The 24,417-nt window shown below is 75.1% G+C and carries 32 protein-coding genes; 25 read left to right on the top strand and 7 right to left on the bottom strand.

Annotated features, from left to right (window positions below; genetic code table 11):
* Positions 1 to 33 precede the first annotated feature (33 nt).
* From BJ968_RS10225 to BJ968_RS10160, 14 genes are all read left to right on the top strand, one after another.
* Positions 34 to 1,251 (top strand): inorganic phosphate transporter, encoded by a 1,218-nt coding sequence (locus tag BJ968_RS10225; RefSeq protein WP_179751490.1) that lies wholly within the window; start codon positions 34 to 36, stop codon positions 1,249 to 1,251.
* A 13-nt stretch (positions 1,252 to 1,264) separates the two neighbouring features.
* Positions 1,265 to 1,564 (top strand): hypothetical protein, encoded by a 300-nt coding sequence (locus BJ968_RS10220; RefSeq protein ID WP_179751488.1) that lies wholly within the window; start codon positions 1,265 to 1,267, stop codon positions 1,562 to 1,564.
* Positions 1,565 to 1,577: 13 nt separating this feature from the next.
* The gene (locus BJ968_RS10215; RefSeq protein ID WP_179751486.1) at positions 1,578 to 1,886 is read left to right on the top strand and encodes a DUF3349 domain-containing protein; all 309 of its coding nucleotides are present in this window, start codon (positions 1,578 to 1,580) and stop codon (positions 1,884 to 1,886) included.
* 72 nt (positions 1,887 to 1,958) lie between these two features.
* Positions 1,959 to 2,501 (top strand): pyridoxamine 5'-phosphate oxidase family protein, encoded by a 543-nt coding sequence (locus tag BJ968_RS10210; RefSeq protein WP_179751484.1) that lies wholly within the window; start codon positions 1,959 to 1,961, stop codon positions 2,499 to 2,501.
* Entirely contained in the window at positions 2,498 to 2,902 is a 405-nt protein-coding gene (locus tag BJ968_RS10205; protein ID WP_343077942.1) for a fluoride efflux transporter FluC, read from the top strand. Before BJ968_RS10210 ends, BJ968_RS10205 begins: the two co-directional genes overlap by 4 nt.
* Positions 2,899 to 3,261, top strand: a complete 363-nt coding sequence (locus tag BJ968_RS10200; RefSeq protein ID WP_179751480.1) for a CrcB family protein — start codon at positions 2,899 to 2,901, stop codon at positions 3,259 to 3,261. Before BJ968_RS10205 ends, BJ968_RS10200 begins: the two co-directional genes overlap by 4 nt.
* Before the next feature lie 68 nt (positions 3,262 to 3,329).
* Positions 3,330 to 3,854: a transcriptional repressor gene (locus BJ968_RS10195; protein ID WP_179751478.1), complete on the top strand. Its 525-nt coding sequence runs from the start codon at positions 3,330 to 3,332 to the stop codon at positions 3,852 to 3,854.
* Positions 3,851 to 6,067 carry a catalase/peroxidase HPI gene (gene katG, locus BJ968_RS10190; protein WP_179751476.1) on the top strand — a complete coding sequence of 739 codons (2,217 nt, stop codon included), beginning with the start codon at positions 3,851 to 3,853 and terminating at the stop codon, positions 6,065 to 6,067. Before BJ968_RS10195 ends, katG begins: the two co-directional genes overlap by 4 nt.
* Before the next feature lie 200 nt (positions 6,068 to 6,267).
* Positions 6,268 to 7,473, top strand: a complete 1,206-nt coding sequence (locus BJ968_RS10185) for a Gfo/Idh/MocA family oxidoreductase (RefSeq protein WP_179751473.1) — start codon at positions 6,268 to 6,270, stop codon at positions 7,471 to 7,473.
* Positions 7,474 to 7,612: 139 nt separating this feature from the next.
* Positions 7,613 to 8,917, top strand: coding sequence for a Na+/H+ antiporter NhaA (nhaA, locus tag BJ968_RS10180; RefSeq protein WP_179751471.1), 1,305 nt, complete (start codon positions 7,613 to 7,615; stop codon positions 8,915 to 8,917).
* Positions 8,918 to 8,964: 47 nt separating this feature from the next.
* Positions 8,965 to 9,462 carry a SigE family RNA polymerase sigma factor gene (locus BJ968_RS10175; RefSeq protein ID WP_179756512.1) on the top strand — a complete coding sequence of 166 codons (498 nt, stop codon included), beginning with the start codon at positions 8,965 to 8,967 and terminating at the stop codon, positions 9,460 to 9,462.
* On the top strand, positions 9,447 to 9,929 hold the full coding sequence (locus BJ968_RS10170; protein WP_179751469.1) for a hypothetical protein: 483 nt from the start codon (positions 9,447 to 9,449) through the stop codon (positions 9,927 to 9,929). The genes BJ968_RS10175 and BJ968_RS10170 overlap by 16 nt, the downstream gene beginning before the upstream one ends.
* A 78-nt stretch (positions 9,930 to 10,007) precedes the next feature.
* Complete coding sequence (locus BJ968_RS10165) at positions 10,008 to 10,538, top strand: hypothetical protein (RefSeq protein WP_179751466.1); 531 nt, start codon at positions 10,008 to 10,010, stop codon at positions 10,536 to 10,538.
* Positions 10,457 to 11,521 carry an amidoligase family protein gene (locus tag BJ968_RS10160; RefSeq protein ID WP_343077940.1) on the top strand — a complete coding sequence of 355 codons (1,065 nt, stop codon included), beginning with the start codon at positions 10,457 to 10,459 and terminating at the stop codon, positions 11,519 to 11,521. The genes BJ968_RS10165 and BJ968_RS10160 overlap by 82 nt, the downstream gene beginning before the upstream one ends.
* A 43-nt stretch (positions 11,522 to 11,564) precedes the next feature.
* On the opposite strand, the gene BJ968_RS10155 is transcribed toward BJ968_RS10160, so the two are convergent.
* The gene (locus BJ968_RS10155; protein ID WP_179756507.1) at positions 11,565 to 11,954 is read right to left on the bottom strand and encodes an ATP-binding protein; all 390 of its coding nucleotides are present in this window, start codon (positions 11,952 to 11,954) and stop codon (positions 11,565 to 11,567) included.
* Positions 11,955 to 12,091: 137 nt separating this feature from the next.
* Here BJ968_RS10155 and BJ968_RS10150 point away from each other — a divergent pair, with 137 nt between their 5' ends.
* From BJ968_RS10150 to BJ968_RS10125, 6 genes are all read left to right on the top strand, one after another.
* Positions 12,092 to 12,745 (top strand): class I SAM-dependent methyltransferase, encoded by a 654-nt coding sequence (locus BJ968_RS10150; protein ID WP_179751464.1) that lies wholly within the window; start codon positions 12,092 to 12,094, stop codon positions 12,743 to 12,745.
* A 111-nt stretch (positions 12,746 to 12,856) separates the two neighbouring features.
* Positions 12,857 to 14,434: a CYTH and CHAD domain-containing protein gene (locus BJ968_RS10145; RefSeq protein WP_179751462.1), complete on the top strand. Its 1,578-nt coding sequence runs from the start codon at positions 12,857 to 12,859 to the stop codon at positions 14,432 to 14,434.
* Between the two features lie 21 nt (positions 14,435 to 14,455).
* On the top strand, positions 14,456 to 15,046 hold the full coding sequence (locus BJ968_RS10140) for a GNAT family N-acetyltransferase (protein ID WP_179751461.1): 591 nt from the start codon (positions 14,456 to 14,458) through the stop codon (positions 15,044 to 15,046).
* Entirely contained in the window at positions 15,001 to 15,795 is a 795-nt protein-coding gene (locus BJ968_RS10135; protein ID WP_179751459.1) for an ATP-binding cassette domain-containing protein, read from the top strand. The genes BJ968_RS10140 and BJ968_RS10135 overlap by 46 nt, the downstream gene beginning before the upstream one ends.
* Positions 15,792 to 17,405: a hypothetical protein gene (locus BJ968_RS10130; protein WP_179751456.1), complete on the top strand. Its 1,614-nt coding sequence runs from the start codon at positions 15,792 to 15,794 to the stop codon at positions 17,403 to 17,405. Before BJ968_RS10135 ends, BJ968_RS10130 begins: the two co-directional genes overlap by 4 nt.
* Positions 17,402 to 18,151, top strand: a complete 750-nt coding sequence (locus tag BJ968_RS10125; protein WP_218884975.1) for an ABC transporter permease — start codon at positions 17,402 to 17,404, stop codon at positions 18,149 to 18,151. The genes BJ968_RS10130 and BJ968_RS10125 overlap by 4 nt, the downstream gene beginning before the upstream one ends.
* Positions 18,152 to 18,218: 67 nt before the next feature.
* On the opposite strand, the gene BJ968_RS10120 is transcribed toward BJ968_RS10125, so the two are convergent.
* From BJ968_RS10120 to BJ968_RS10110, 3 genes are all read right to left on the bottom strand, one after another.
* Complete coding sequence (locus tag BJ968_RS10120; protein ID WP_179751454.1) at positions 18,219 to 18,422, bottom strand: cold-shock protein; 204 nt, start codon at positions 18,420 to 18,422, stop codon at positions 18,219 to 18,221.
* A gap of 255 nt (positions 18,423 to 18,677) precedes the next feature.
* On the bottom strand, positions 18,678 to 19,892 hold the full coding sequence (locus tag BJ968_RS10115; protein WP_218884974.1) for a glycoside hydrolase family 15 protein: 1,215 nt from the start codon (positions 19,890 to 19,892) through the stop codon (positions 18,678 to 18,680).
* A gap of 112 nt (positions 19,893 to 20,004) precedes the next feature.
* Complete coding sequence (locus BJ968_RS10110; RefSeq protein ID WP_179751452.1) at positions 20,005 to 20,961, bottom strand: NAD(P)/FAD-dependent oxidoreductase; 957 nt, start codon at positions 20,959 to 20,961, stop codon at positions 20,005 to 20,007.
* 78 nt (positions 20,962 to 21,039) lie between these two features.
* Here BJ968_RS10110 and BJ968_RS10105 point away from each other — a divergent pair, with 78 nt between their 5' ends.
* Positions 21,040 to 21,615, top strand: a complete 576-nt coding sequence (locus BJ968_RS10105; protein WP_343077938.1) for a helix-turn-helix domain-containing protein — start codon at positions 21,040 to 21,042, stop codon at positions 21,613 to 21,615.
* Here BJ968_RS10105 and BJ968_RS10100 read toward each other — a convergent pair.
* Entirely contained in the window at positions 21,602 to 22,204 is a 603-nt protein-coding gene (locus BJ968_RS10100; protein WP_218884972.1) for a GNAT family N-acetyltransferase, read from the bottom strand. The genes BJ968_RS10105 and BJ968_RS10100 overlap by 14 nt on opposite strands.
* A 182-nt stretch (positions 22,205 to 22,386) precedes the next feature.
* On the bottom strand, positions 22,387 to 22,641 hold the full coding sequence (locus BJ968_RS26545) for a type B 50S ribosomal protein L31 (RefSeq protein ID WP_179751448.1): 255 nt from the start codon (positions 22,639 to 22,641) through the stop codon (positions 22,387 to 22,389).
* A 103-nt stretch (positions 22,642 to 22,744) separates the two neighbouring features.
* Between BJ968_RS26545 and rpmB the strand changes: the two genes are divergently transcribed.
* Genes rpmB through BJ968_RS10075 form a run of 4 tightly spaced genes read left to right on the top strand, consistent with a single transcriptional unit; the run spans position 22,745 to position 23,586 of the window.
* Entirely contained in the window at positions 22,745 to 22,981 is a 237-nt protein-coding gene (gene rpmB / locus BJ968_RS10090) for a 50S ribosomal protein L28 (protein ID WP_179751446.1), read from the top strand.
* Entirely contained in the window at positions 22,981 to 23,148 is a 168-nt protein-coding gene (gene rpmG, locus BJ968_RS10085) for a 50S ribosomal protein L33 (RefSeq protein ID WP_179751444.1), read from the top strand. The genes rpmB and rpmG overlap by 1 nt, the downstream gene beginning before the upstream one ends.
* Positions 23,148 to 23,453, top strand: coding sequence for a 30S ribosomal protein S14 (gene rpsN, locus BJ968_RS10080; RefSeq protein ID WP_179751442.1), 306 nt, complete (start codon positions 23,148 to 23,150; stop codon positions 23,451 to 23,453). Before rpmG ends, rpsN begins: the two co-directional genes overlap by 1 nt.
* A gap of 10 nt (positions 23,454 to 23,463) precedes the next feature.
* Positions 23,464 to 23,586, top strand: coding sequence for a ribosomal protein bL36 (locus BJ968_RS10075; RefSeq protein ID WP_106211817.1), 123 nt, complete (start codon positions 23,464 to 23,466; stop codon positions 23,584 to 23,586).
* Between the two features lie 106 nt (positions 23,587 to 23,692).
* On the opposite strand, the gene BJ968_RS10070 is transcribed toward BJ968_RS10075, so the two are convergent.
* Positions 23,693 to 24,412 carry a hypothetical protein gene (locus BJ968_RS10070; RefSeq protein ID WP_179751440.1) on the bottom strand — a complete coding sequence of 240 codons (720 nt, stop codon included), beginning with the start codon at positions 24,410 to 24,412 and terminating at the stop codon, positions 23,693 to 23,695.
* Positions 24,413 to 24,417 lie beyond the last annotated feature (5 nt).

The raw sequence follows: 24,417 nt of genomic DNA, 5'->3' as shown, positions 1-24,417 counted from the left end.
TCCGGACGTTCCGGCGAGGTGCACCCTTTTACCGTGGAGACCGCAACCGTCATCCTCGTGCTGGTCGTGGTGGTCGCTCTCTCGTTCGACTTCACCAACGGCTTCCACGACACCGCCAACGCGATGGCCACGTCCATCGCCACCGGAGCGCTCAAGCCCAAGACGGCCGTGGCCCTCTCCGGGATCCTCAACCTTGTGGGCGCCTTCCTGTCCGTCGAGGTCGCCCTCACCGTCTCGAACGCCGTCGTCAAGATCCAGGACAAGGACGGCTCACCGAAACCCGAACTGCTCGACGGCGGGGGCTCGGCGCTCCTGCTCATCGTCCTCGCCGGTCTCGTCGGCGCCATCGTCTGGAACCTCCTGACCTGGCTCGTCGGCCTGCCCTCGAGTTCCTCCCACGCCCTGTTCGGCGGCCTCATCGGGTCCACCGTCGCCGGCCTGGGGTGGGCGGGCGTGAACTGGAACGGCGACGGCACGAAGATCGACGGCGTCGTGGGGAAGGTCATCATCCCCGCCATCGCCTCCCCGGTCCTGGCCTGCGTCGTGGCGACCGTCGGCACCTGGGTGGTCCACAAGGTCGTCGCCGGGGTCGCCCAGCGCTACACCGACCAGGGTTTCCGCTGGGGCCAGATCGGCTCGGCCTCCCTCGTCTCCCTCGCGCACGGCACCAACGACGCGCAGAAGACCATGGGCGTCATCACCCTCGGCCTCATCGCCTCCGGGCACTGGTCCGACACCGGTTCGGTGCCGTTCTGGGTCAAGGCCGTCTGCGCCCTCGCCATCGCCTCGGGGACCTACCTCGGCGGCTGGCGCATCATCCGCACCCTGGGCAAGGGCCTCATCGAGATCACCCCGCCGCAGGGCATGGCCGCCGAGACGTCCTCCGGCGCCGTCATCCTCATCTCCAGCCACCTGGGTTTCGCCCTGTCGACCACCCACGTGACGACCGGTTCGGTGCTGGGGGCCGGCCTCGGCAAGCCCGGCGCGACCGTCCGCTGGAAGGTCGCCGGCCGCATGGTCGTGGCCTGGGTCACCACCATCCCGGCCGCCGCGCTCGTCGGCGCGCTCACCTGGTGGGTCGGGAACGTCCTCGGCGGCGGCGTCGTCGGTGCGCTGGTCATCAGCCTGCTGCTGCTGGTGTTCGCGGTCGTGGTGATGCGCCGCTCGCGCAGGAACCCGGTGCACGCCGACAACGTCAACGACGAGTGGGACGCGAGCCGGGGCGCCGAGCGCACCCCGGCCGCGGTCTGAGGGGAGCCGAACCGTGGTCCAGAACCTGACCCTCGTCGGGGAAGCCCTGTGGAAGATCCTCGTGGCCGCGCTGATCCTCGGGGCGGGCCTGCCGGTCCTGTTCTCCGCGGGCGTGCGCGCCATGGCCTACGGCGCCGGCGGGGACGCCGAGACGAACCACGCCCCGGGTCACCCGGTCGGCAAGGTCCTCGCCGTGGTCTGCTTCGCGGTCGTCGTCGCGGCCGTCGCCCTCGGCATCACGTTCATCGTCGCCAGCGGCTTCGGCAAGGCCCTGAGCTTCGAGCACGTCTACCCGACCGTCGTGGACAAGTGAGGGGAGCCGACCGATGAGCCCCAGCACCACCCTGACCGGCCGCATCGTCGACTGGCTGCGCGCCGGGTACCCCTCCGGCGTCCCGCGGCAGGACTACGTCGTGCTGCTCGGCCTGCTGCGCCGCAAGCTCACCGACGCCGAGGTCCACGAGATCGCCACCGCGGTCGTCGGCCTGGCCCAGCAGGGCGAGGTCACGACCGTCGCCGACGTCGAGCGCCTCATCAACGAGGCCACCCTCGACGAGCCGTCCGAGGCCGACATCGCCCGCGTCTCCTCCCACCTGGCCGCGGGGGGCTGGCCGCTGGCCGACCGCCCCTTCTGAGCCCACCCCCGGAGCCGCGGTCCCGCCCGGGACCGCGGCTCCGGCGCGTCCAGGCTGTGGCAGGGTGGCGCCGTGCCGTTCCGGGAGACCCTGCGCGCGTTGCCCGTCTTCGACCGCGAGCTGCCGGCGTTCGACCCCTCGACCGCCCCGGCGGACCCCCTCGACCTGTTCCGGTCCTGGTTCGCCGACGCCCTCGACGCGAGCGTGGCCGAACCGCACGCCGTCACCCTGAGCACCGTCGACGCCGACGGGCTGCCCGACGCGCGCGTGCTGATCCTCAAGGACGTCTCGGCCGACGGGTGGTCGGTGGCGACGACGACGGCCGGCTCCGCGGGCGCGCAGCTGCTCGCCTCGCCCGTGGCGGCGCTGTCGACGTACTGGACGCAGCTGGGCCGGCAGGTCCGGGTCCGCGGTCGCGTGCAGGAGGCGCCCCCGGAGGTCAGCGAGGCCGACTTCCTGGCCCGGTCGGCCTCGGCCCGGGCGCGGGTCCCCGCCGGGACGTGGCGGGTGTTCGTCGTGCGGCCCGTCTCGGTGGAGTTCTGGCAGGCCGCGGCCTCCCGCGACCACGTGCGGGTGCGGTACGTGCGCTCGGGCGAGGGGTGGACGCGGTCGTGACGGTCCCGCACCGGGACCCGCGGCTGCTGCTGCTCGTCGGTGCGGGCGGGACCGTCGGCACCCTGCTGCGCTGGGCGGCCTCCGAGGTCGTCCCGGCTCTCGGCGCGTTCCCGCTGGCGACCCTGGCCGTGAACCTCGCCGGGTCCTTCGTGCTCGGGTTCCTGCTCGAGGAGCTGCTGCGCCGCGGCGCCGAGACGCCCGCCCTGCGGCGCTGGCGGCTGGGGCTGGGGACGGGCGTGTGCGGCGGCCTGACGACGTGGTCGAGCTTCGCCGTCGAGCTCGACCGGCTCCTGCGCGGCGGGGCGGTCGGGACCGCGCTGGGGTACTCGGCCGCCTCGCTCGCCGGGGGTCTGCTGGCCGTGGCCGCGGGGACCGTGCTGGCCGCCCGGAGGACCCGGTGACCGTGCTGCTCGCGCTGTGCGGGGGCCTGGGGGCCGCGTGCCGGTTCGCCCTCGACGGGGCCGTCCGGACGCGCCGGCCCTCGCGGTTCCCGTGGGGGATCCTGCTGGTCAACGTCCTCGGCTCGCTGCTCCTGGGGTTCCTCACCGGCCTCGTGGCCGGCGGCGCGGACCCGCGCTGGCGGCTCGTGCTCGGGGTGGGCTTCTGCGGGGGCTTCACGACGTTCAGCACCGCGATGACCGACACCGCCCGGCTGGCGCGGGAGCGCGCGTGGCGGCTGGCCGCCGGGAACCTGGTGGGGACCCTGGCGACGACCGTGCCGGCCGCGGCGTGCGGGTACGGCGTCGCGGGCCTGCTCTGAGGGGGTGGACCGCTGGCCGGGCGGACCGGTTCTTGACCGGTTCCAGCCTGCCTGGGCACGATGACGCGGTGCCCACCACCCAGGACCTCGAGCGGGTGCTGCGCGGTGCGGGCCTGCGGGTGACCCGGCCGCGGCTGGCCGTCCTCGACGCGGTGCACGCCCTGCCGCACGCGGACACCGAGGCCCTGATCGACGCCGCCCGGTCCCGCGTGGACGGGGTGTCGCACCAGGCGGTGTACGACGTGCTGCGCGTCCTCACCGACAAGGGCCTGGTGCGGCGCATCCAGCCGCAGGGGTCCGTGGCCCGCTACGAGGCGCGGGTGCACGACAACCACCACCACCGGGTGTGCCGGGTGTGCGGGGACATCAGCGACGTCGACTGCGCCACCGGGCAGGCGCCGTGCCTCACGCCCGCCCCCGGCCCCACCGACGGCTTCGTCGTGGAGGAGGCCGAGGTCATCTACTGGGGCCGCTGCCGGTCCTGCGCGACGGCCCCCGACCCCTCCGCGGACCCTTCCCCCGACCCTTCCCCCGGCACCTCCGCCGGCCCCTCAGCCCCCAGCCGTCCTTCACCAGAGAGAGGCACCCCGTGACCGAGCTCGACAAGGCCCAGTCCGAGTCCACCAGCGAGAGCGAGAACCCGGCGATCAAGTCGCCGGAGCCCTCCACGAACGGCCGCCCCCGCACGGTGCAGGACTGGTGGCCGAACCAGATCGACCTGTCCGTGCTGAACAAGCCGTCGAAGGACTCCGACCCCCTAGGCGAGGACTTCGACTACGCGGCGGAGTTCGCGAAGCTCGACGTCGAGGCCCTCAAGCGCGACCTCGTCGAGGTCATGCACACCTCCCAGGACTGGTGGCCGGCGGACTGGGGCCACTACGGGCCCCTGTTCATCCGCATGTCCTGGCACGCCGCGGGCACCTACCGCATCGCCGACGGCCGCGGCGGCGGCGGCGAGGGCGGGCAGCGGTTCGCGCCGCTGAACAGCTGGCCGGACAACGCCAACCTCGACAAGGCGCGCCGCCTGCTGCTGCCGGTCAAGCAGAAGTACGGACGCAAGATCTCCTGGGCCGACCTCCTCGTCCTGGCCGGGAACGTCGCCCACGACGACATGGGCCTGAAGACCTTCGGCTTCGCCTTCGGCCGCGCCGACAACTGGCAGCCCACCGAGGTCTTCTGGGGTCCGGAGGACACCTGGCTGGGCGACGAGCGCTACTCCGGCGACCAGCCGCTGGACCTCGACGAGGGCCACCTGGCCGCCGTCACCATGGGCCTCATCTACGTCAACCCCGAGGGCCCCAAGGGCCAGCCGGACCCGCTGGGCTCCGCGCACGACATCCGCGTGACGTTCGGCCGCATGGGCATGAACGACGAGGAGACGGTCGCGCTCGTCGCGGGCGGTCACACGTTCGGCAAGACCCACGGCGCCGGGAACCCCGAACTCGTCGGCCCCGAGCCCGAGGGCTGCCCGGTCCACGGCAACGGCCTGGGCTGGAAGAACGAGTTCGGCACCGGCAAGGGCGCGGACACCACCACCAGCGGCCTCGAGGGGGCGTGGACCCCCACGCCGACGCAGTGGGACAATACCTACTTCGAGACGATGTTCTCCTACGAGTGGGAGCTCACCACGAGCCCCGCCGGGGCCAAGCAGTGGAAGCCGAAGGACCCCGCCGCGGCCGACCTCGTGCCCGACGCGCACGTCGAGGGCAAGCGCAACGCGCCGATGATGCTCACGAGCGACCTCGCGCTGATGGCCGACCCCGTCTACCACGAGATCTCCAAGAAGTTCCACGCCGACCCCGAGTACTTCGCCGACCAGTACGCCCGCGCCTGGTTCAAGCTCCTGCACCGCGACATGGGCCCGCGCAGCCGCTACCTGGGCCCGGACGTCCCGGCCGAGGAACTCATCTGGCAGGACCCGACGCCGGCCGTCGACCACGAGCTCGTGGGCGAGGCGCAGGTCGCCGACCTCAAGCAGCGCCTGCTGTCCAGTGGGCTGAGCGTCTCCCAGCTCGTGCACACCGCCTGGTCCGCGGCGGCGTCCTACCGCAGCACCGACAAGCGCGGTGGGGCCAACGGCGCGCGCCTGCGCCTGGAACCGCAGATCGGCTGGGCCGTCAACGAGGGCGTCCGCGACGTCCTGCCGGTGCTCGAGCGGGTCAAGGGCGAGTTCGAGGAGGCCACGGGCGCGAAGGTGTCGCTGGCCGACCTGATCGTCCTCGGCGGGACGGCCGCGGTGGAGAAGGCCGCGGCCGACGCGGGCGTCACCGTCACGGTGCCGTTCTCGCCCGGCCGCACCGACGCCACCCAGGAGCAGACGGACGTCGAGAACTTCCGCTGGCTCGAACCGCGCGCCGACGGGTTCCGCAACTGGATCGACCCGGCCAGCAAGCTGCAGCCCGAGACGCTGCTGCTGGACCGCGCGGCCATGCTGGAGCTGACCGCCCGGGAGATGACCGTCCTCGTCGGCGGCCTGCGGGTCCTGGGGGCGAACACCGGCGGCGTGCAGCACGGGGTGTTCACCGACACCCCCGGCGTGCTGTCGCAGGACTTCTTCCGCAACCTGCTCGACCTGGGCGTGCAGTGGCGGACGGCGCGCGAGGTGGAGGGCGTCTACGAGGGCCTGGACGCGCAGGGCACCGTCGTGCGCACGGCCACCGCCGTCGACCTGGTGTTCAACTCCAACTCCATCCTGCGCGGCATCGTGGAGGTCTACTCCGCCGACGACGCCCACGAGCTGTTCGTGCGGCACTTCGCCGCGGCGTGGCGGAAGGTCATGGAGCTCGACCGCTTCGACCTGCGCTGAGCCCCGCTCGGCACTGACGACAGGACGCCCCGGCCCGCGCGCGCGAGCCGGGGCGTCCTGCGTCGCCCGGGTCCCGCCGCACGCCGGTGAGGGGCTGCGGACGTGCCGGGGCGGTCGTCCCGGAGACCCCCCTGGACGGGATTGACTCGTGTAGACCATGCTGGTCACCGTTCGCACCCCCGACTCGCAGGAGAGTCCCCGTGAAGATCGCTGTCATCGGCACCGGCCAGTTCGCCCGCAGCTTCATCGCCCTGTGGCAACTGCACCCCGACGTCCAGGAGGTGTGGGTCACCGACCTCGTCCCCGAACGCGCCCGGCAGCACGTCGAGAACCACGGCCTGGCCGGGTCCTTCGACAGCTTCGAGGACGCCCTGGCCTCCGACGTCGACGCCGTCGCCATCATGACCCAGCGCTGGTCGCACGGTCCGCTGGTGCGCCAGGCGCTGGCCGCCGGCAAGCACGTCTACTCCGCCGTGCCGATGGCGACCACCGTCGAGGACTGCGAGGCCATCGTGGCCGCGGTGCGCGAGACGGGGCTCGTCTACATGATGGGCGAGACGAGCTACTACAACCCCGCCACCGTCTGGGCCCGCGAGCACATCGCGGCCGGGGAGTTCGGCCGGGTGTTCTACGGCGAGGGCGACTACGTCCACGACATGGACAACGGGTTCTACGCCGCGTACCAGTACTCCGGCGGGGAGGACTGGAAGGAGACGGCCAGCTACCCGCCCATGCTCTACCCGACCCACGCCGTCGGCGGCGTGCTGGGGGCCTGGCCGACCCACGCCGTCAGCGTCAGCTGCACGGGCATCAGCGACACCCGCGGCGACGGCGTGTTCGACAAGGCGGTCTCGCGGTGGGGCAACGACTTCTCCAACATGTCGGCGCTGTTCGAGCTCGCCGACGGCGGGGTCATGCGCACCAACGAGTTCCGCCGGGTCGGGTACTGGAGCGGCCCGGAGTCGCGGTTCCGCTTCTACGGCACCGAGCAGGTCATGGAGCAGTCCGTCACCAGCACGGTCGTCACGGTCAAGACCGAGGGTGAGGACTACCAGAAGGGCAAGACCCTCGACATCAGCGACGAGCTGAAGCCCGGCGAGCACTCCGACGTGCCCGAGGACCTGACCGACATCGACCCCGCCCTGCTGAGCAGCTTCCGCTCCGGCACCGCGAAGGTGCACGACCGCAGCCGGCTGCCGAAGGAGTTCGAGGGGGCGCCCAACGGCCACGAGGGGGCCCACCACTTCCTGGCCGACGACTTCGTCGTGGCGGTGCGCGACCGCGTCCACCCGCCCGTCAACGCCTGGGTCGCGGCCCGGTTCACCGTCCCGGGGATCGTCGCGAACGAGTCGGCCCAGCAGGGCGGGGTGCGGTTGCCCGTCCCCGACTTCGGCGACCCGGCCTGACCAACCCCCCCCCGGGGGCCGCCGGCCGTCCCGGGCGCGCCCGCGCCCGGGCGTCCGGCGGCGGGTAGGCTGAGCGCGGGGTGTGCCGGGAAGTCTGGTCGGCGATCACGTCGTCGACCCCGGAAGCAGGTACCCGCCCGTGCCCTCCACCGCCCCTCCCCGCCTGTTCGCCCGCGGGTCCTGGCCCGAGGCCCGGCGCATCGCCGACGTCCTGCGCAACGAGACGACCGGCGGGCTGCTCCTGCTCGCCTGCACCGTGCTGGCCCTCGTGTGGGCCAACCTCCCCGGCGACACCTACGAGCAGGTGCGGCAGTTCCACTTCGGGCCCGCCGCCCTGCACCTGGACCTGTCCGTGGAGCACTGGGCCGCCGACGGCCTGCTCGCGGTCTTCTTCTTCGTCGCCGGGCTGGAGCTGAAGAAGGAGTTCGTCGCCGGTGACCTGCGCAACCCGCGGGCCGCGGCGCTGCCCATCGCGGCGGCCGTCGGGGGGATGGCCGTCCCCGCGCTGTTCTACGTCCTCGTCAACGTGCTGCACCCCGACGCCGTGGAGGGGGCCCTCGTCGGGTGGGCCATCCCGTCGGCCACCGACATCGCCTTCGCCCTCGGCATCCTGGCCGTGGTGGGCTCCCGCCTGCCGTCGGCGCTGCGCACGTTCCTGCTGACCCTCGCCGTCGTCGACGACCTGCTGGGCATCACCGTCATCGCCGTCTTCTACACCGAGCGGGTGCAGTGGCTCCCGCTGCTGCTGGGGCTGGTCACGCTGGCGCTGTTCGCCGTCGCGGTGCAGCGCCGGGTCCGCACGTGGTGGGTCCTGCTGCCGCTGGCCGTGGCGACCTGGGCGCTCGTGCACGCCTCCGGCGTCCACGCGACGGTTGCGGGCGTCCTGCTGGGCCTCGTCGTCCCCGTGCTGCGCAGCGAGGCGAACGGCGGCCCGGAGGCGGGCCCGGGGCTCTCGGAGCACTTCGCCCACCGCTGGCAGCCGATCTCGACGGGGTTCGCCGTGCCCGTCTTCGCCCTGATGTCCGCCGGGGTCGCGATCGGCGGCGCCTCCGGTCTCGTCGAGGCGGTGCAGGACCCGGTGGCCCTCGGCGTCGTCGCCGGGCTGGTGCTCGGCAAGCCCGTGGGGATCGTCCTCACCACGTTCCTCGTCTCGCGGCTGACCCGCGCCGAGCTCGACGAGAGCCTGCACCCCGTGGACGTCCTGGGCATGGCGCTGCTCGCCGGCATGGGCTTCACGGTGTCCCTGCTCATCGGGTCCCTCGCCTTCGGCGAGGGCAGCCCGGCGGGTCAGCACGTCACGCTCGGCGTCCTCATCGGCTCGGCCCTGTCCGCCGCGCTGGCCGCCGTCGTGCTCTCGCGCCGCAACCACGTCTACCGGCGCATCGAGGCCGAGGAGGGCGTGGACGCCGACGGCAACGGGATCCCCGACGTCTACGAACGTTGAGGCGGCACCGGGGCAACCCCGCGGCCCCCGCCGTCGTCCACCAGGGTGTGGGGAAGGGGTTCGAGGAGTTCGTGAGCACCGGCAGCGACCGGCTGCTGCGCTTCGCGCTGCTGCTGACCGGCGACCGCGGCCACGCCGAGGACCTGCTGCAGGACGTCCTGGAACGCATGTACGTGTCGTGGCGCACGATCGAGGACCCGCACGCCTACGCGCGGACGGCGCTGACCCGCAAGGTCACCGACCGCTGGCGGGCCCGGCGGCGCCGGCCCCGCGAGGTCGGGCTGGAGGACTGGCACGCCGAGGTCGTCCCGGACGGGGCGGGCGAGCGGGCCGAGCGGTCGCGGATCGTCGAGGCCCTGCGCCGGTTGCCCCCGCGGCAGCGGGCGGTCATCGTCCTGCGCTACTTCGAGGACTGGTCGGAGGAGCAGATCGCCGACCAGCTCGACGTCTCGCGGGGCACGGTCAAGAGCCAGGCGTCCAAGGGGCTGAGCACCCTGCGGACGCTCGTGGGTGAGGAGGTGGGTGCGCGGTGGACGAACGGCTGAGCGGCTGGGAGGACCGGCTGCGGCACGAACTGGACGCGGCCGTCGGCGAGGTGCGCGCGGACGACGACCTCGTCGTCGCGGTGCGGGCCGGTGGGCGGCGACGGCTGCGGCGCCGGCGGGCGCTCGTGAGCCTGCCCGCCGCGGCCGTGGTGGCCGGGGGCGCGGTGTGGGCCGGGGCCGGGCGTTCCGCGCCGCCGCCCGTGGAGCCCGCGCAGTCGGCCGCCCAGGCCCCGCGGACGGCCGCGCAGGACACGCCGACGTCCCTTCCCGGCCCGGTCCCCGACGCGGGTCCCACCGCCCCCGACGCCCAGAACGACATGACCCGGGTCGACGCGTTCTTCGCCGCGGGCTACACCTACGACGACGCCGTGACCCTGGGCGAGACGTGGAACGTCGACACCTGGGAGGCGAAGGTCACCGGCGGGCAGAAGCTCATGGCCGGCGAGACCCTCCCCTTCGCGCCCTGACCCGGGGCGTCCCGGTCCTCCCGGGAGTTCCTCCCCGGCCGGGGCAACGCGGAGCCCCGCGGGGACGTCTCCCAGGGCATGAGCGAAACGCAGAAGACCCCGGCCGACCGCCGCGCCGCCCGCCTCGTCACCGCGAGCATCGTCGCCGGCGGCCTGGCCCTGGCCGGGGGGAGCGCCTACGCGAACTCCCAGGAGGCCGCACCCGTCCCCGCGGCCGCCGCTGCCGTGCCCGCCGCCGCACCCGTCCCGCCGGTCGACGCGGACCAGAGCGCCCGCGAGGTGTTCTTCGCGGCCGGTTACGACTACGACGACGCGGTCGTCCTGGGCGCCCGGTGGAACGTCGACCCCTGGGAGGCCAAGGCCGAGGGCGGCCGGGAGCTGGCCGCGGGCCGGACCCTGCCCATCGCCCCGGGGTCGGCGCCGGCCGCCCCGCTCGCGCCGTCCGACGACGGCGACGACATGGCCGCGGTCGACGCGTTCTTCGCGGCCGGGTACACCTACGACGACGCCGTGACCCTGGGCGAGACGTGGAACGTCGACCCCTGGGAGGCGAAGGTCACCGGCGGGCAGAAGCTGACCGCCGGCGAGACGCTCCCGGTCGCGCCCTGAAACCCTCGTCCGACCCCCTGTCCCGGAAGGGTTTCGAGGTCGAGCTGCTCGCCCCGCGCGGGGCGAGCAGGTCCGACCTCGCCGCCGAGCTCGCCGGCCGGTTCGCCGGTCGCGTCGTGCGCCGGTTCCACGTCGACACCGAGGGGTCGGCCACCCCCGGGGTGCGCACGTTCTGGCACCTGACGCCCGCCTTCGACGTGCTGGACGCCGCGGGGGACCTGCGCTGCTCCCTCGTCGACGACACGACGATCGTCGCCGACCTCGACGCCGCGGCGCCCGCGCGCCCCGGGTGGTACCGGATCGTCAGCGACGAACCCCGGTTGCTGCGGCTCGTGCAGCGGTACGCCGACCCGGCGGAGGGGATCGGGTCGGTGCTGGCGCCGACGGCGGGGTTGTTCGGCACGGCGGTCCGCGAGGTCGGCGGGGTCCACCGGCTCGACGACGGAGCCGGGGCGACCATCGCGATGGCGGCGCCGTTGCCGGGGGAGCGGGAACGGCCGTGCGAGGTCGTCACCCCGCCCTTCGCCGACGACCACGCGCGGCGCCTGGAGGAACTGCTCGGACCCGCCCGGGACCTGGGTTTCACGGTGCCGGCCGAGGCCGCCGTGCACGTCAACCTCGACGCCGGGCCGTTCCGCGACGTGGCGGCCTTCCGGCACGTCGTGCGGACGTTCGCCCGGCGCCGGGAGGAACTGCGCGACCTGTTCGGGACGAACCCGCGGTGCCGGCGGCTGGCGCCCCTGCCGGCGGAGCTGCTGGACGTCGTCGAGCGGGACTGGCCGGACTGGGCCGCGTTGCGCGAGGCGGCGGCCGGGACGCCGGTGACCAAGTTCAGCGACGTGAACCTGACGCGGGTCCTGGGGGTCCGGCCGGGTCCGGACGTCCTGGAGGTGCGGGTCCTGCCGGGGTCGATCGACGGGGCCGGGATCGCCCGGCAGGCCGATCAGCTCTCGGAGGTCCTGCGCGGTGCGCGACCCGCGTAGCGGCCCCTCCCCGCGGTGGGACGGGTGGAGCGGGACGGGGTCCTCAGACGGCCGGGGCGGAGCGGTTCAGGCGGAACCACACGCTCTTGCTGCGCGGCGACGTCTCCACGCCCCACTCGTCCGAGACCAGGTCGACCAGGCCCATCCCGCGCCCGGACTCGTCCTCCGGCCCGGTCTCGCGCCGCACCGGCGGGGTCGGGTCGTGGTCGCGGACCGAAACCCGCAACCCGGCGCGGCCGTCGCACTCGACGGTGAGCACGACCGGCGGCAGGCCGTGGCGCAGGCCGTTGCCGATGAGCTCGGAGACCAGCAGCTCGGCCTCGTCCTCGACCCTGCTGTGGTGGGCGGTGCACAACTGCTCGCCCAGGAAGCGGCGGGCGGCCCGCACCGCCCGCAGGTCGAGGGGCAGCTCGGCCCGCGCCGGCGGCGTCATCTCGCACACCCGTCCCACTGTGCGCGACGGGACGCGCGGTGTCGCGGCGAGCGCCCCGGGCACCCGCCGCGAGCGGGGTCTTGCCGGATCGGCAAGGAGGCTCGACGGGGCGGGTGGCGGTGCGCAGGATCGGGGGCATGGCCCGCTTCGACCCCACCGCCCGTGACGCCCGAGAGCTGTGGGAGGGGGTGTACGCCCAGCACCACGGGCACGTGTGGAGCGGGCGCCCCAACGCCGCCCTCGTCGACGCGGTCGACGACCTCACCCCCGGCACGGCCCTCGACCTCGGCTGCGGGGAGGGCGGTGACGTCCTCTTCCTGGCCCGGCGGGGCTGGACGGTCACGGGCGTCGACGTCTCCGACACCGCCCTGGCCCGCGCCCGCGAGCACGCCGCGGAGGCCGGGGTGGACGCGCGCTTCGAGCGCCACGACCTCGGCGTCTCCTTCCCCGCGGGCACCTTCGACCTCGTCACCGCCTCCTTCCTGCACTCCTACGCCTTCCTGGACCGCCTCGCCGTCCTGCGCCGCGCGGCGGCCGCCGTCGCCCCCGGCGGCACGTTCCTCGTCATCGGGCACGTCACCCGTCCCGAGCAGCTCGGCCCCCTCGTCGACCCCGCCTTCCCCGACGCGGTCGTCGACCTGCCCGGCCCGGAGGAGCTGCGCGCCGCGCTGGACCTGCCGCCGGCGGACTGGTCGCCCACCCGCAGCGCCCTCCTCGAACGCACCACGACGTTCGACGACGGGTCGACGGGGGTGTGGCAGGACGGGGTGCTGCGGCTCGCCCGCCGCTGACCCGCCCCCCGGTGATCCGCCGTCGGCCCCCGCCGATCCGTCGTTGAGCCGCAACGCCTCTGACCTGCGCGGATGCGGGGCTGTTCACCCGATCGTGGTACCACTGGCCCCATGCCGTCCCCGCGCCTGGCCCTGACCCGCACCTACCTCGCGCCGACCGCCGGGTCCGCGCCGGGCGGCGGGGAGCTGCCCGGCGTCGCCGACGTCGGCCCCGAGGTCGGGGTGACCAGCGAGGAGACGCACTACGACACGAGCGACCTGGCGCTGGCCGCGGCCGGGGTCTCGGTGCGCCGGCAGACGGCCGAGCGCACCAGCCCCGCCCCCCGCGGCTGGGTCCTGGAACTGCCCGGCCGCGGCCCCCGCACCCACGAGGTCCGGCACGCCCTCGGCCGGGCCGTGCGCACCGCTCCCGCGGCGCTGCAGCGCCTCACGTGGGCGGCCGCGCGCGGCCGGTCGCTGGGCCCGGTGCTGGCGCTGTCCACCGACGCCCACCAGCGCGACCTGCTCGACGCCGACGGGCAGGTCGTCGCGCGGCTGACCACCCGCCAGGTCCAGGCCCGGGCGCTGTCCCCGGAGGACTCCTCGGCGCAGACGTGGGGCGAGTGGCAGGTCGAGGTCGTCGACGGCCGCCGCGACCTGCTCGACGCCGTCACCGACGCCTGGGAGGCCCTGGGTGCCGAGGAGTCCGACCGCACCGCCCAGCTGCGGGCCGTGCTCGACGGCCCCGACGACGACGAGGGCCTGGACGCGGTCTCCGCCGACGACAGCGCCGGCGCCGTCGTCCTGGGCCGGCTCGCGCAGGACGTCGGCTGGTTGCTGTCGCAGGACCCGCTGGCCCGCATCGACGCCCCCGACGCGGTGCGCTCGCTGCGCGTGGCGTCCCGCCGACTGCTCGACGTCCTGGGCACGTTCGCCCCCCTGTTCACCGAGGGCGCCACCGAGGCGCTGCGCGCCGAGCTGACCTGGATCGCGGACGTCACCCGCCCCTCCCGCGACCTCGACGTCCTGGCCGAGCAGCTGCTGGAGGACCTCGACGAGGAAGCCGCCGGGCACACCGCCGGCAGCGGCACGGGCGACCCCGCCGTCGTCGCCGAGAAGGTCCGCGCGACCCTCGCCGACCGCGCCGCCGCCGCCCACGCCCAGGTCCTGGAGGCGCTGGACTCCCAGCGCTACCGCGACCTCGTCGCCGCCCTGGAGGCGTTCGTCGCCGACCCGCCCACGGTGAAGGCCGCCCGCCGCGCGGCGCGCAAGGTCCTGCTGCCGCTGGTCGCCGACACCCACCGCGCCGCCCGCGACGCCTACCGCGACGTCGACCTCGACGCCGAGGTCGAGATCGAGCACGACGTCGACCACACCCACGCCCACGCCGACACCGCCGCCCTGACCCGCCTGCGCGACGCCGTCGCCGCCTCCCGCGACGCGGCCGCGGTCGTGGCCCCCCTCGTCGGGGAGGACGCCGAGGAGTACGTCGACGTCCTGAAGGAACTGCTCGACCTGCTCGACGAGCACACCGACACGGTCGTGGCGCGCGAGTTCCTCGCCGGGCTCGTCGAGGAGTTCGGGTCCGGCGCGTTCGTGCTGGGCCGGCTGCACGCCCTGGCGGAGGTCCGTTCCGCCGTCGCGTTCCACGACGTCGAGACCGCCTGGGACGCCGCGAACCGCAAGAAACTGCGCCGCTTCCTGAAGTGAGCCCTCGGTAGGGTCACGGGGGTGAACCAGTTCGCGACCCCCGTGCCCCTGACCGGTGAGCGAGCGGCCCTCGAGCCGCTCACGGCCGACCACGCCGACGGCCTGCGCGCCGTCGTCGCCGAGGGCGACCTGCACACCACCTGGTACACGAGGATCCCGGCCCCCGCCGCCGTCGAGGCCGAGATCGAGCGCCGCCTCGACCTGCAGCGGCAGGGGCTCATGGCCCCGTGGGTGGTCCGCCGCCGCGACACCGGCGCGGTGTGCGGGGCGACGACCTACATGAACGTCCGCCCCGCCGACCGCAAGCTGGAGATCGGCTCGACGTTCCTCGCGCCCAGCGCGCAGCGCACCGGTGTCAACGCCGAGGCCAAGCTGCTGCTGCTGACCCGCGCGTTCGAGGACCTCGGCTGCCACGCGGTGGAGTTCCGCACCCACTGGCACAACCACCAGTCCCGCACCGCCATCGCCCGCCTCGGCGCCAAGCAGGACGGCGTGCTGCGCAACGACCAGGTGATGCCCGACGGGTCGCTGCGGGACACCGTCGTCTTCTCCATCACCGCCTCCGAGTGGCCCGCCGCCCGCAACGGCCTGCGGCACAGGCTGTCCCGGTGAGCGACGCCCTCGCGCTGCGGGGCCTGGTCAAGCGCTTCGGCGCGAGGACCGCCGTCGACCACCTCGACCTCGACGTCCCCGCCGGGGCCTTCTACGGCGTCGTCGGCCCCAACGGCGCGGGCAAGACGACGACGCTGTCGATGGCCACCGGCCTGCTGCGCCCCGACGCCGGCCGCGCGCGGGTCGCCGGGACCGACGTGTGGGCCGACCCCGCCGGCGCCAAACGCCTCCTGGGGGTCCTGCCCGACGGCGTCCGCCTGTTCGACCGGCTCACCGGCCTCGAACTCGTCCGGTACTCCGGCCTGCTGCGCGCGATGCCGCGCGAGGTCGTCGAGGCGCGCTCGCGCGAACTCCTCGACGCCCTCGGCCTGGCCGACGCCGCCGGCACCCTCGTCGTCGACTACTCCGCCGGCATGACGAAGAAGGTCGCGCTGGCCTGCGCCCTCGTCCACGCCCCCCGGGTCCTCGTCCTCGACGAGCCGTTCGAGGCCGTCGACCCCGTCAGCGGCGCCACGATCCGGGCCATCCTCGACGGGTACGTCCGCGGCGGCGGGACCGTCGTGCTGTCCAGCCACGTCATGGACCTCGTCGAACGGCTGTGCAGCCACGTCGCCGTCATCGCCGGCGGCCGGGTCCTGGCGGCCGGTGAGCTCGCCGCCGTCCGCGGGACCGGTTCCCTCGAGGAGCGGTTCGTCGACCTCGTCGGGGGCACCCGCGACGTCTCCGGGACCCTGGACTGGCTGCGGTGAGCGGGCCCGTCGCGGCACCGGGCGGGCCGGGTGTCGGCACGTTCGTCCGGCTCAAGCTGACGCTGCTGCGCAACGGGTTGCGCCGCAGCCCCTGGCAGGTCGTCGCCTTCGTCCTGGCCGCCGTCTGGGCCCTGGGCGTCGTCGTGCTCCTCGGCGCCGGGCTCATCGCCCTGCGGTTCAGCTCCCCCGACGTGGCCGGACCGGCCGTCGTCGGCCTCGGCACGCTCGGCGTCCTGGGCTGGGCGGTCCTGCCGCTCGTCGCCTTCGGCGTCGACGAGACCCTCGACCCCGCCCGGTTCGCCACCCTCGGCGTCCGCCGCCGGCGCCTCGTGCCCGGCTCGCTGGTCGCCGGGCTGCTCGGCCTGCCCGGCCTCGCGACCGTCCTGCTCGCCCTCGCCGCCGTCGTCGCCTCCTCGCGGACCCCCGCCGCCACGGTGTTCGCCGTGCCCGCGCTCGCCGTCGCCGTCCTGACCGCCGTCGCCGCCTCCCGCGCCACCACCACCGCCGCCGCCGCGCTGCTGCGCCGGCGCCGGACGCGCGACGCCGTCGCGATCCTCGGGGGGCTCGCCCTCGTCGGCGCCGGGCCGGGGTTCAACCTCGTCGTGGGCCGCGCCGGGGACGGGCTGCCCGAGGTGGGCCGGACCCTCGCGGGGATCGCCGGCTGGACCCCGCCGGGGTTCGCGGTCGCCGCCGCGGCCGACGCCGCCGACGGGCACTGGGCCCGCGCGCTCGTGCGCTTCGCGCTCGCCGTCGTCGTCCTCGTCCTCGTCGTCGCCGGCTGGGCCCTGGCCCTCGGCCCCGCCGGCACCGGGCCCGAGGCCCGCTCGACGTCCTCGGGCCACGCCGGCGGCCGCCGGCACCCGGTCCTGGACCGGCTGCCCGCCACCCCGGCGGTCGCGGTCGCCGTGCGCTGCAGCCGGTACTGGCGGCGCGACCCCCGCTACCTGCTCAGCGCCGCGTCGCTGGTCGTCATCCCCCTGCTGCTCGTCGTCCTGCCCCTGTCCCAGGGCGGCGACGTCGGCCGCTGGCCCCTGGCCGCCGGGCCCGCCGTCGCCTTCGTCATGGGCTGGTCGCTGCACAACGACGTCGCCTACGACCACTCCGCCTTCGCCCTGCACCTGGCCACCGGCGTCCGCGGCCGCGACGACCGCGCCGGCCGCGTGCTCGCCGCCGCGCTCTGGCAGCTCCCCGTCCTGCTCGTCGCGACCGTCGCCGGGACCCTGCTCGTCGACGCACCGGCCCTGCTGCCCGCCGTCCTCGGTGCGGCCCTGGCCCTGTTCGGCGCCTCCCTGGGGGTGTCCTGCGTCGCCAGCGCCCTCGTGCCCTACCCGGCCCCCGCGCCCGGCAGCAACCCCTTCCAGACCCCCAAGGGCGCCTCCGCCGCCACCGTCCTCGCGCAGTTCGGTACCTCCGCGGCCACGACCGTCCTGGCCCTGCCCGCCCTCGTCCCCGCCGTCGTGGCCCTGTTCGGGCCCGCGTGGGCCGGCTGGACCGCGCTGCCCCTGGGCCTGGCCGCCGTCGTGGCCTACCCGTGGGTGGGCGTCGTCCAGGGCGGTGCCGTGCTCGACCGGCGCGGCCCGGAGGTGCTGGCCCGCGTCGGCTCGTCGTGACCTCGTCCCTGCCGGACCTGCTGCCGGTCGCCGCCGCGCTCGTCGTCCTCGCCGGGATCGCCGTCGGGGTCGGGGCCCTCGGCGGCGTCCGGCAGGGCCGGGACGTCGTCGTGGTCGTCGCCCGCGCCGTCGTGCAGATCGTCCTCGTCGGGCTAGTCCTCGGGCTCGTCCTGCGGACCCCCGCCCTCGCGCCCGCCTACCTGGCCCTGGCCCTGGCCGTCGCGTCCTGGACGTCGGCCCGGCGGCTGCGGCTGGCGGGGGCCTGGCCCGTGACGGCGCTCGCGATCGGGGCGGGGGCCGCCACGGCGGCGACGGTCGTCGTGGGCGTGGGGGCGCTGGAACCGCACGTCCTGCAGGTCGTGCCCTTCACGGCCCAGCTGATCGGCGGGTCGATGAGCGCGACGACCCTCGCCGGCCGGCGCATGCTCGACGACGTCGAGGACCAGTGGGACGTCGTCGAGGGGTGGCTGGCGCTGGGGGCCACGACGGCGCGGGCGGTGGCGCCGCTGGGCCGGGGCGCGGCCGCACGGGCCCTGGCGCCGGCGCTGGACCAGACGCGGACGGTGGGTCTGGTGACGTTGCCGGGGGCGTTCGTGGGGTTGCTGCTGGGCGGGGCGAGCCCGCTGGAGGCGGCCCGGGTGCAGTTGCTGGTGCTGGTGGGCCTGGCCGCGGCCGAGACGATCGCGGTCGTCGTGGTGACGGCGGGGATCGGCCGCCGGTTGCGGGGGAAACCCGCCCGCTCGTAAAACCCTTCACGAACGACGAAGGGCCTGCGCCCCCGGTGGAGGCGCAGACCCTTCGGTGCTCACGCGGTCAGAGCGCGACGACCTGCTCGGCCTGCGGGCCCTTCTGGCCCTGGGTGACCTCGAACTCGACGCGCTGGTTCTCCTCGAGCGAGCGGTAGCCGCTGCCGCCGATGGCCGAGTAGTGGACGAAGACGTCGGGGCCGCCGCCGTCCTGCTCGATGAACCCGTAGCCCTTCTCGGCGTTGAACCACTTGACGGTGCCCTGAGCCATGCTTTCTCCAACACGTTCCAGTCGGTCAAGCCCCGCGCTTGTACGGGGCTCGGGCTGAGTGGGAACGTCACGACGGACCGGTTCCCGGTCCGCGCGACGCCCGCATCACACTCCGCGGGCGTTCAGAACGATCGAGGAGCTGCGGTGACCTGCAGCCGTGGGGAAGCTAACACGCAAGGTGCAACCGTGCGCAAGACCTTCACGACCCGCAATCGCCTGCGGAGCAGCGCTGACCCCCTCCCGGGGGCCAGCCCGTCACACCGGCGGCAGCGCGGCGACCGCCAGGACCGTCGTCGCCGCCGACCACGCCAGCGGGGCGGGCCCGGCGGGCGAACCGTCGGCCAGCACCTTCTCCGGCAGGCTGCCCCACGCGGTCCGGTGCGCGTTCAACCAGTCCAGCCACCGGCGGGCCTGGTCCACCCGCCCGGCGCACGCCGCGGCGAACGCCGCGAGCGCCGTCTCCGGCGTCCACGAAACCCCGTCCCGCCGCCAGCCGGCCCCCGGCGCCAGGCCCCCCGCGGGACGCGCGGCGGCCACCTGGTAGCGGTCGAACGCCGCCAGCACCCCCGGGTCGGCGCGGGCGGTGAACGGCGGCAGCAGGAACGTCACGGCCGCGTCGGGCTCCCCGGGGGGTTCGCCGCGGCCGGCGTACCGGGCGTACCCGCCGGGGGCGAACTCCGCGTGCACGAGCCCGGCGAGGTGCTCCCCGGCCGCCGAGACCTCCCGCGCGCGGCGGCGCTCCCCGAGGTGCACCAGGCCCGCCGCCCCCGCGCGCAGCCCCGCCAGCAGCGGGGCGACCGTCCCCAGGGTCAGGTGCCGCTCCCGCCGCTCCCAGTAGTCCGGCGACGGGTCGGGCAGCCGGTCACCCCCCGAGGTGCGTTCCAGGACGAAGTCGAGGGCGTCCTCCAGCAGCCCCCGCAGCTGCGGGGCGCGGTCGGCTGCCGTCGCCGGCTCGGCGTCCAGCACCCCGCGCAGGGCCCACAGCGCCCACCCGGCCCCGTCGTCCTGGCGCTGCCGGTCGTCGGGGGTGCCGCTGCCGTCGAGCAGGTACCGCGCCTCGAACCCGCCGTCGCGCAGCTGCACCGCGGCCAGGAAGCCCAGGACCGCCGCCGCCTCGTCGAGGTGCCCCGTGCGGGCCAGCGCCACCGCCGCGAACGCCGAGTCCCGGGGCCAGGCGTGGTTCCACGCCGCCGCGGGCCCGGCCGCCACGGCGCCGTTCGCGCCGGTCAGCGCGCGCACGTCCAGCAGCGCCTGCCGCACCATCGCCTCCCACGGGCCCCCGGTCCCCGGCACCGACCCCCGCGCCAGCCACGCCCCGTCCGCCGCCGGGTCGGGCGCGTGCCAGGTGGCGTCGGTGAGCAGGCGCGGCACCGGAGCCGCCTCCGTCCGGTCCGGCAGCAGCGCCGTGCCGGCGACGGCGGACGCCACCAGCCCCGTCCCGCCGGCCAGCAGCACGGACCGTCGACGCACCGCGCACTCCCCTCCGAGACGAGGTTCGACCGTAACCCGCGCTCGTACGGCGTGTGGAGGAGTTGCGCAGACCGGGTGCCCCTCTGACGGCCGGGCGGGTCCGGGCGCGCGGTCAGCGCGCGCGGGCGGCCGCGACCGCCGCGGCGGTCTCGGTCGCGATGAGGTCCGTGTTCACTGCGGCTCCCACCACGAGCCCCGCCCCGGCCGCGGTGACCACCTGCGCCTGCGGGTCGGTCACGTTGCCGGCCAGGTGCACGCCGGGGACGGTCGTCGCGCCGCCGGGACCCGAGGGGTACCGCTCGCCGACCTCGACCCCGTTGAGCACGACGGCCTCCTTCGCCAGCCCCAGCGCGTCCAGCACGGGGGAGTGCACCCGCACGGGGGCGCCGACGACGAGCGCCCGGCGTTCGACGAGGGTGCCGTCGGCGAGCCGGACGCCGACCAGCGCGTCGTCCTGCGTGACGACCTCGCGGACCTCGCCGTCGACGATCCGCACCCCGCGCGCCAGCAGTTCCTCCCGGCGCTCGGCGCCGAGGGCGGGGGCGGTGTGGGAGAAGTAGGTGACGTCGACGCTCCACTGCCGGAACAGCCACGCCTGGTGACCCGACAGGGCGCTCGTGGCGAGGATCCCGATCGGCTGGTCCGCGACCTCGAAACCGTGGCAGTAGGGGCAGTGCAGGACGTCGCGGCCCCAGCGCTCCCGCAGCCCGGGGACGTCGGGCAGGTCGTCGACCAGGCCGGTGGCGACGACGAGCCGGCGCGCGCGCAGCGTGCCCGCGGTGCTGTCCACGGAGAAACCCCCGTCCTCGCGCCGGGCGCCGGTCGCGGTGGCGCGCAGGACGCGGCCGCCGAACCGCCGGACCTCCTCGGCGCCCAGGCGCTGCAGTTCCCGGGGGTCCAGCCCGTCGCGGGTCAGGTAGTTGTGGACGCCGGCGGCGGGGGCGTTGCGCGGTTCCCCGGCGTCGAGGACGACGACGCTGCGGCGGGCCCGGCCCAGGGCCACGGCGGCGGACAGGCCGGCGGCGCCGCCGCCGACCACGACGACGTCGGTCGTGCTGTTCTCGTTCATGCCCGCCACGATCGGCGGCGGGGTCGCCGCGGTCCAGCGCGCTTGCCGGAACAGCAAGACGTGGGGTTCCCTGGGCACGTGGACGTCGAGGGGGTCATCGCCGGGGTCGGGCCGCGGTTGCGCCGGGTGCGGACCGGTGCGGGCCGCACGCTCGCCGACGTCTCCACGGCCACCGGCATCTCGGTGAGCACGTTGTCGCGGCTGGAGAACGGCGGCCGCAAGGCGACGCTCGACCTGCTGCTGCCGCTCGCGGAGTTCTTCGAGGTGGGCCTGGACGAACTCGTCCAGCCGGCCCCCCGGCCGGCGCCGAAGCGCCGCACGACCCGGCAGGGCATGACGTTCATCCCGTTGTCGGCGGTCCCGGGCGGGTTGCGCGCGTACAAGCAGGTCCTGGAACCCGGGGTAGGGGAGGACTCCGGCGAGCAGTACGTCCACGAGGGCCACGAGTGGGTCTACGTCATGTCGGGCCGGTTGCGGATGCGGTTGGGGGACGACGACTTCGAGGTCGCGGCGGGGGAGTCCGCGGAGTTCGACACCCGGTTGCCGCACCGGATCAGCAACCCGGGCGACACCGTCACCGAGTGCCTCGTGGTGTTCGGCCGGCAGGGTGAGCGGATCCACGTCCGCGCCCGCCCGCGGGTCAGGTCGCGGTGAGTTCCCGCACGACGATCGCGCTCAGCGGCCGGTCGGCGAACAGGAGCCGGACGGCGGTGGGGTCGGGGTTCCCCGCGTCGGGGCCGCGCCAGACGAGGTCCAGCCCGGCCCGTTCGGCGGCGGCCCGCGACCGCACGTTGTGCTCCAGCAGGTACGCGGTGATCGCCAGGTCGGGCCGGACCCGTCGCGCGGCGGCGACGGCGGCGGCGATGACCTCCTGGGCCAGGCCCTTCCCCCAGGAGTTGCGGGCCAGTCGGTAGCCGAGGTTCCAGGCCAGCCCGAGCCGCAGGTCGCAACCGCCCGTCCCCACGAGGGCGCCCCCGGTGTCGCGGACCACCCAGCTGCCCAGGCCGATGACCTGCCAGCCCTCCTCGACGTGCGCGAGCAGCCGCGCCGTCGTGTCCGGGTGGGTGTGGCGGCCGCTGGGCAGGTGCTCCCACACGGCGGGGTCGGAGTACAGGGCGAAGACGTCGTCGAGGTCGCCGGGGGTGGGGCGGCTCAGCACGAGCCGCTCGGTGCGGACCAGGTCCTCGCCCGTCCCGCGCTCACCCGCCCGCGGGGGCACGTCGTCGTGGCGGTGGGTGGTCACGGGTGCGAGGGTAGCCGTCGTGGCGCGGGGGTGACGTGGGCGTGACGTGGGCCAGGGGCGCGGCCGGGGTCGTGGAGCTGCCGTCGGGCCGGCGGGTGCGCGGCCGCGGGCTGCGCCGGCCGCTGCCCGCCGACCGCGACGACCTGCTCGACGCCCGGGCAGCGCCCCTTCGTGGCCGGCCCTCAGCCGCGGGCGTAGCGGCGGCGGAACTTCTCCACGCGGCCCTCGGTGTCCAGGACGCGGGCGGTGCCGGTCCAGAAGGGGTGGCTGGCGGCGGAGACGTCGACGTCGAACACGGGGTAGGTGGCGCCGTCGGTCCACTCGACCGTCGGCAGGTCGGTGCGGGCGACGAGGGTGGACCTCATCAGGAACGCGGTGCCGGCGGAGCGGTCGCGGAAGACGACGTCGCCGTAGGCGGGGTGGGTGTCGGGACGCACGGTGTCGGCTCCTCGTCGGGGATGCTCGTCGGGACTGATTGTCGGGAATGATTGTCGGTAACGGTAGTGTTGCACAGACCGTACGGCGACCAGAGGAGATGACGTGTCGGCTCGATGCCAGGTGACGGGAGCGGTCCCGGGGTTCGGGAAGTCCGTCTCGCACTCGCACCGCCGGACCAACCGGCGCTGGGACCCCAACCTCCAGCGCAAGAAGTACTACGTGCCCTCGCTGGGGCGCACGGTCACCCTGACCGTGTCGGCGCGGGGCATCAAGACCATCGACCTCCGCGGCATCGAGTCCGTGGTGGCCCAGATCCGAGCGCGAGGGGAACACCTCTGATGGCGAAGTCCGCCGACGTCCGTCCCGTGATCAAGCTGCGGTCGACCGCGGGGACCGGGTACACGTACGTGACCCGCAAGAACCGCCGCAACGACCCCGACCGCATGGTCGTGCGCAAGTTCGACCCCGTCGTCCGTCAGCACGTGGACTTCCGCGAGGAACGCTGATGGCGAAGACCTCGAAGATCGCCCGGAACGAGCAGCGCCGGGCGGTCGTCGAGCGCTGGGCCGCCCGGCGGTCGGACCTGAAGAGGGCCGCGGTGGACCCCGCGCTCGGCCCTGACGAGCGCGCCGCGGCGCAGCTCGCGCTGCAGCGGCTGCCGCGGGACGCGAGCCCGACGCGGCTGCGCAACCGCGACGCCACCGACGGCCGGCCGCGGGGGTTCCTGCGGAAGTTCGGGGTCTCGCGGGTCACCCTGCGGGAGATGGCCCACGCCGGGGAACTGCCCGGTGTCACGAAGTCGAGCTGGTAGGAGGTCACCCGTGAAGGTCGTGAAGTCGCTGAGGTCGCTGAAGGACAAGGACGGCTCCATCGTCGTCCGGCGGCACGGCAAGGTGTTCGTCGTGAACAAGCGCAACCCGCGGTGGAAGGCCCGGCAGGGCTGACACCCGGTCGCACGACGGCTGGGACCCGACGGCGCGAGACGCGTCGTCGGGTCCCAGCCGTTCCGCGCCCACGGTGAGCACCGAGCCGGTCCGCCCGCCCCGGCCCTCAGGCGACGGTGACGTCCGACAACTCGATGGACACCAGCAGCGGCTCGGGCAGCGGGTGGCCGTCCTCGCCGCGCACGAAGATGCGCCGCGACGTCGGGACGACGATGCCGTCGACCTCGCGGTGACCCGACAGGTAGTGCGCCGCGGGCGAACCCCCCATCACGTCCACCTGGTAGTCCCGGCGCCGCACCAGGCCGTCGTCGTCGACGTAGACGACCTGCTCGCGGCTCATCGTCGCGATCCCCGCCGGGAAGCGGACCCGCAGGCGCTGCCAGGTACCGCCCTGCTCGGACCAGGGGCCGATCTCCTCCACCTCGACCCCGGGGTACGTGAACACGTACGGCTCGGTGAGGTACGTCCACATGGCGTGCCCGCAGAAGTAGCCCAGCTGCAGGTGCGTCCACGGCGTCTCCACCCCGTGCCCGGCGAAGGAGGTGACGGGGTCGTCGAGGCTCTCGACGACCTCACCGGCGTCGGACTCGACGCTCACCCGGTCGGGCGTGAACGTGAGCCGGCGGTCCGGTCCGGTGAAGGGCCGCACCTCGACGTGCTCCTCCTGCACCCGGACGGTGATCTCCCCCTCGTCGACGATGCCGGGGACCTGCTTGAGGTCCCACAGACCCCCGCCGAAGACGCGGTGGGCGGAGATCGAGGTCACCTCCTGCCAGCGTTCCAGGCCGCCGTAGGTCTTCAGGAGCGTGTCCAGCAGAGAACTCACGGTTC

The organism is Kineococcus aurantiacus (genome assembly GCF_013409345.1).
GTDB classification, from domain to species: Bacteria; Actinomycetota; Actinomycetes; order Actinomycetales; family Kineococcaceae; genus Kineococcus; species Kineococcus aurantiacus.
The sequence above is the reverse complement of the archived record's forward strand: the minus strand, read 5'-3'. Positions and strand labels throughout refer to the sequence as shown.

What these genes read in the sequence shown, in the direction of transcription:
- BJ968_RS10215 (WP_179751486.1), top strand. Translation starts at nt 1,578, where the DNA reads ATGAGCCCCAGCACCACCCTGACCGGCCGCATCGTCGACTGGCTGCGC.
- BJ968_RS10165 (WP_179751466.1), top strand. Translation starts at nt 10,008, where the DNA reads ATGAGCGAAACGCAGAAGACCCCGGCCGACCGCCGCGCCGCCCGCCTC.
- BJ968_RS10155 (WP_179756507.1), bottom strand. Translation starts at nt 11,954, where the DNA reads ATGACGCCGCCGGCGCGGGCCGAGCTGCCCCTCGACCTGCGGGCGGTG.
- BJ968_RS10150 (WP_179751464.1), top strand. Translation starts at nt 12,092, where the DNA reads ATGGCCCGCTTCGACCCCACCGCCCGTGACGCCCGAGAGCTGTGGGAG.
- BJ968_RS10145 (WP_179751462.1), top strand. Translation starts at nt 12,857, where the DNA reads ATGCCGTCCCCGCGCCTGGCCCTGACCCGCACCTACCTCGCGCCGACC.
- BJ968_RS10120 (WP_179751454.1), bottom strand. Translation starts at nt 18,422, where the DNA reads ATGGCTCAGGGCACCGTCAAGTGGTTCAACGCCGAGAAGGGCTACGGG.
- BJ968_RS10110 (WP_179751452.1), bottom strand. Translation starts at nt 20,961, where the DNA reads ATGAACGAGAACAGCACGACCGACGTCGTCGTGGTCGGCGGCGGCGCC.
- rpmG (WP_179751444.1), top strand. Translation starts at nt 22,981, where the DNA reads ATGGCGAAGTCCGCCGACGTCCGTCCCGTGATCAAGCTGCGGTCGACC.
- rpsN (WP_179751442.1), top strand. Translation starts at nt 23,148, where the DNA reads ATGGCGAAGACCTCGAAGATCGCCCGGAACGAGCAGCGCCGGGCGGTC.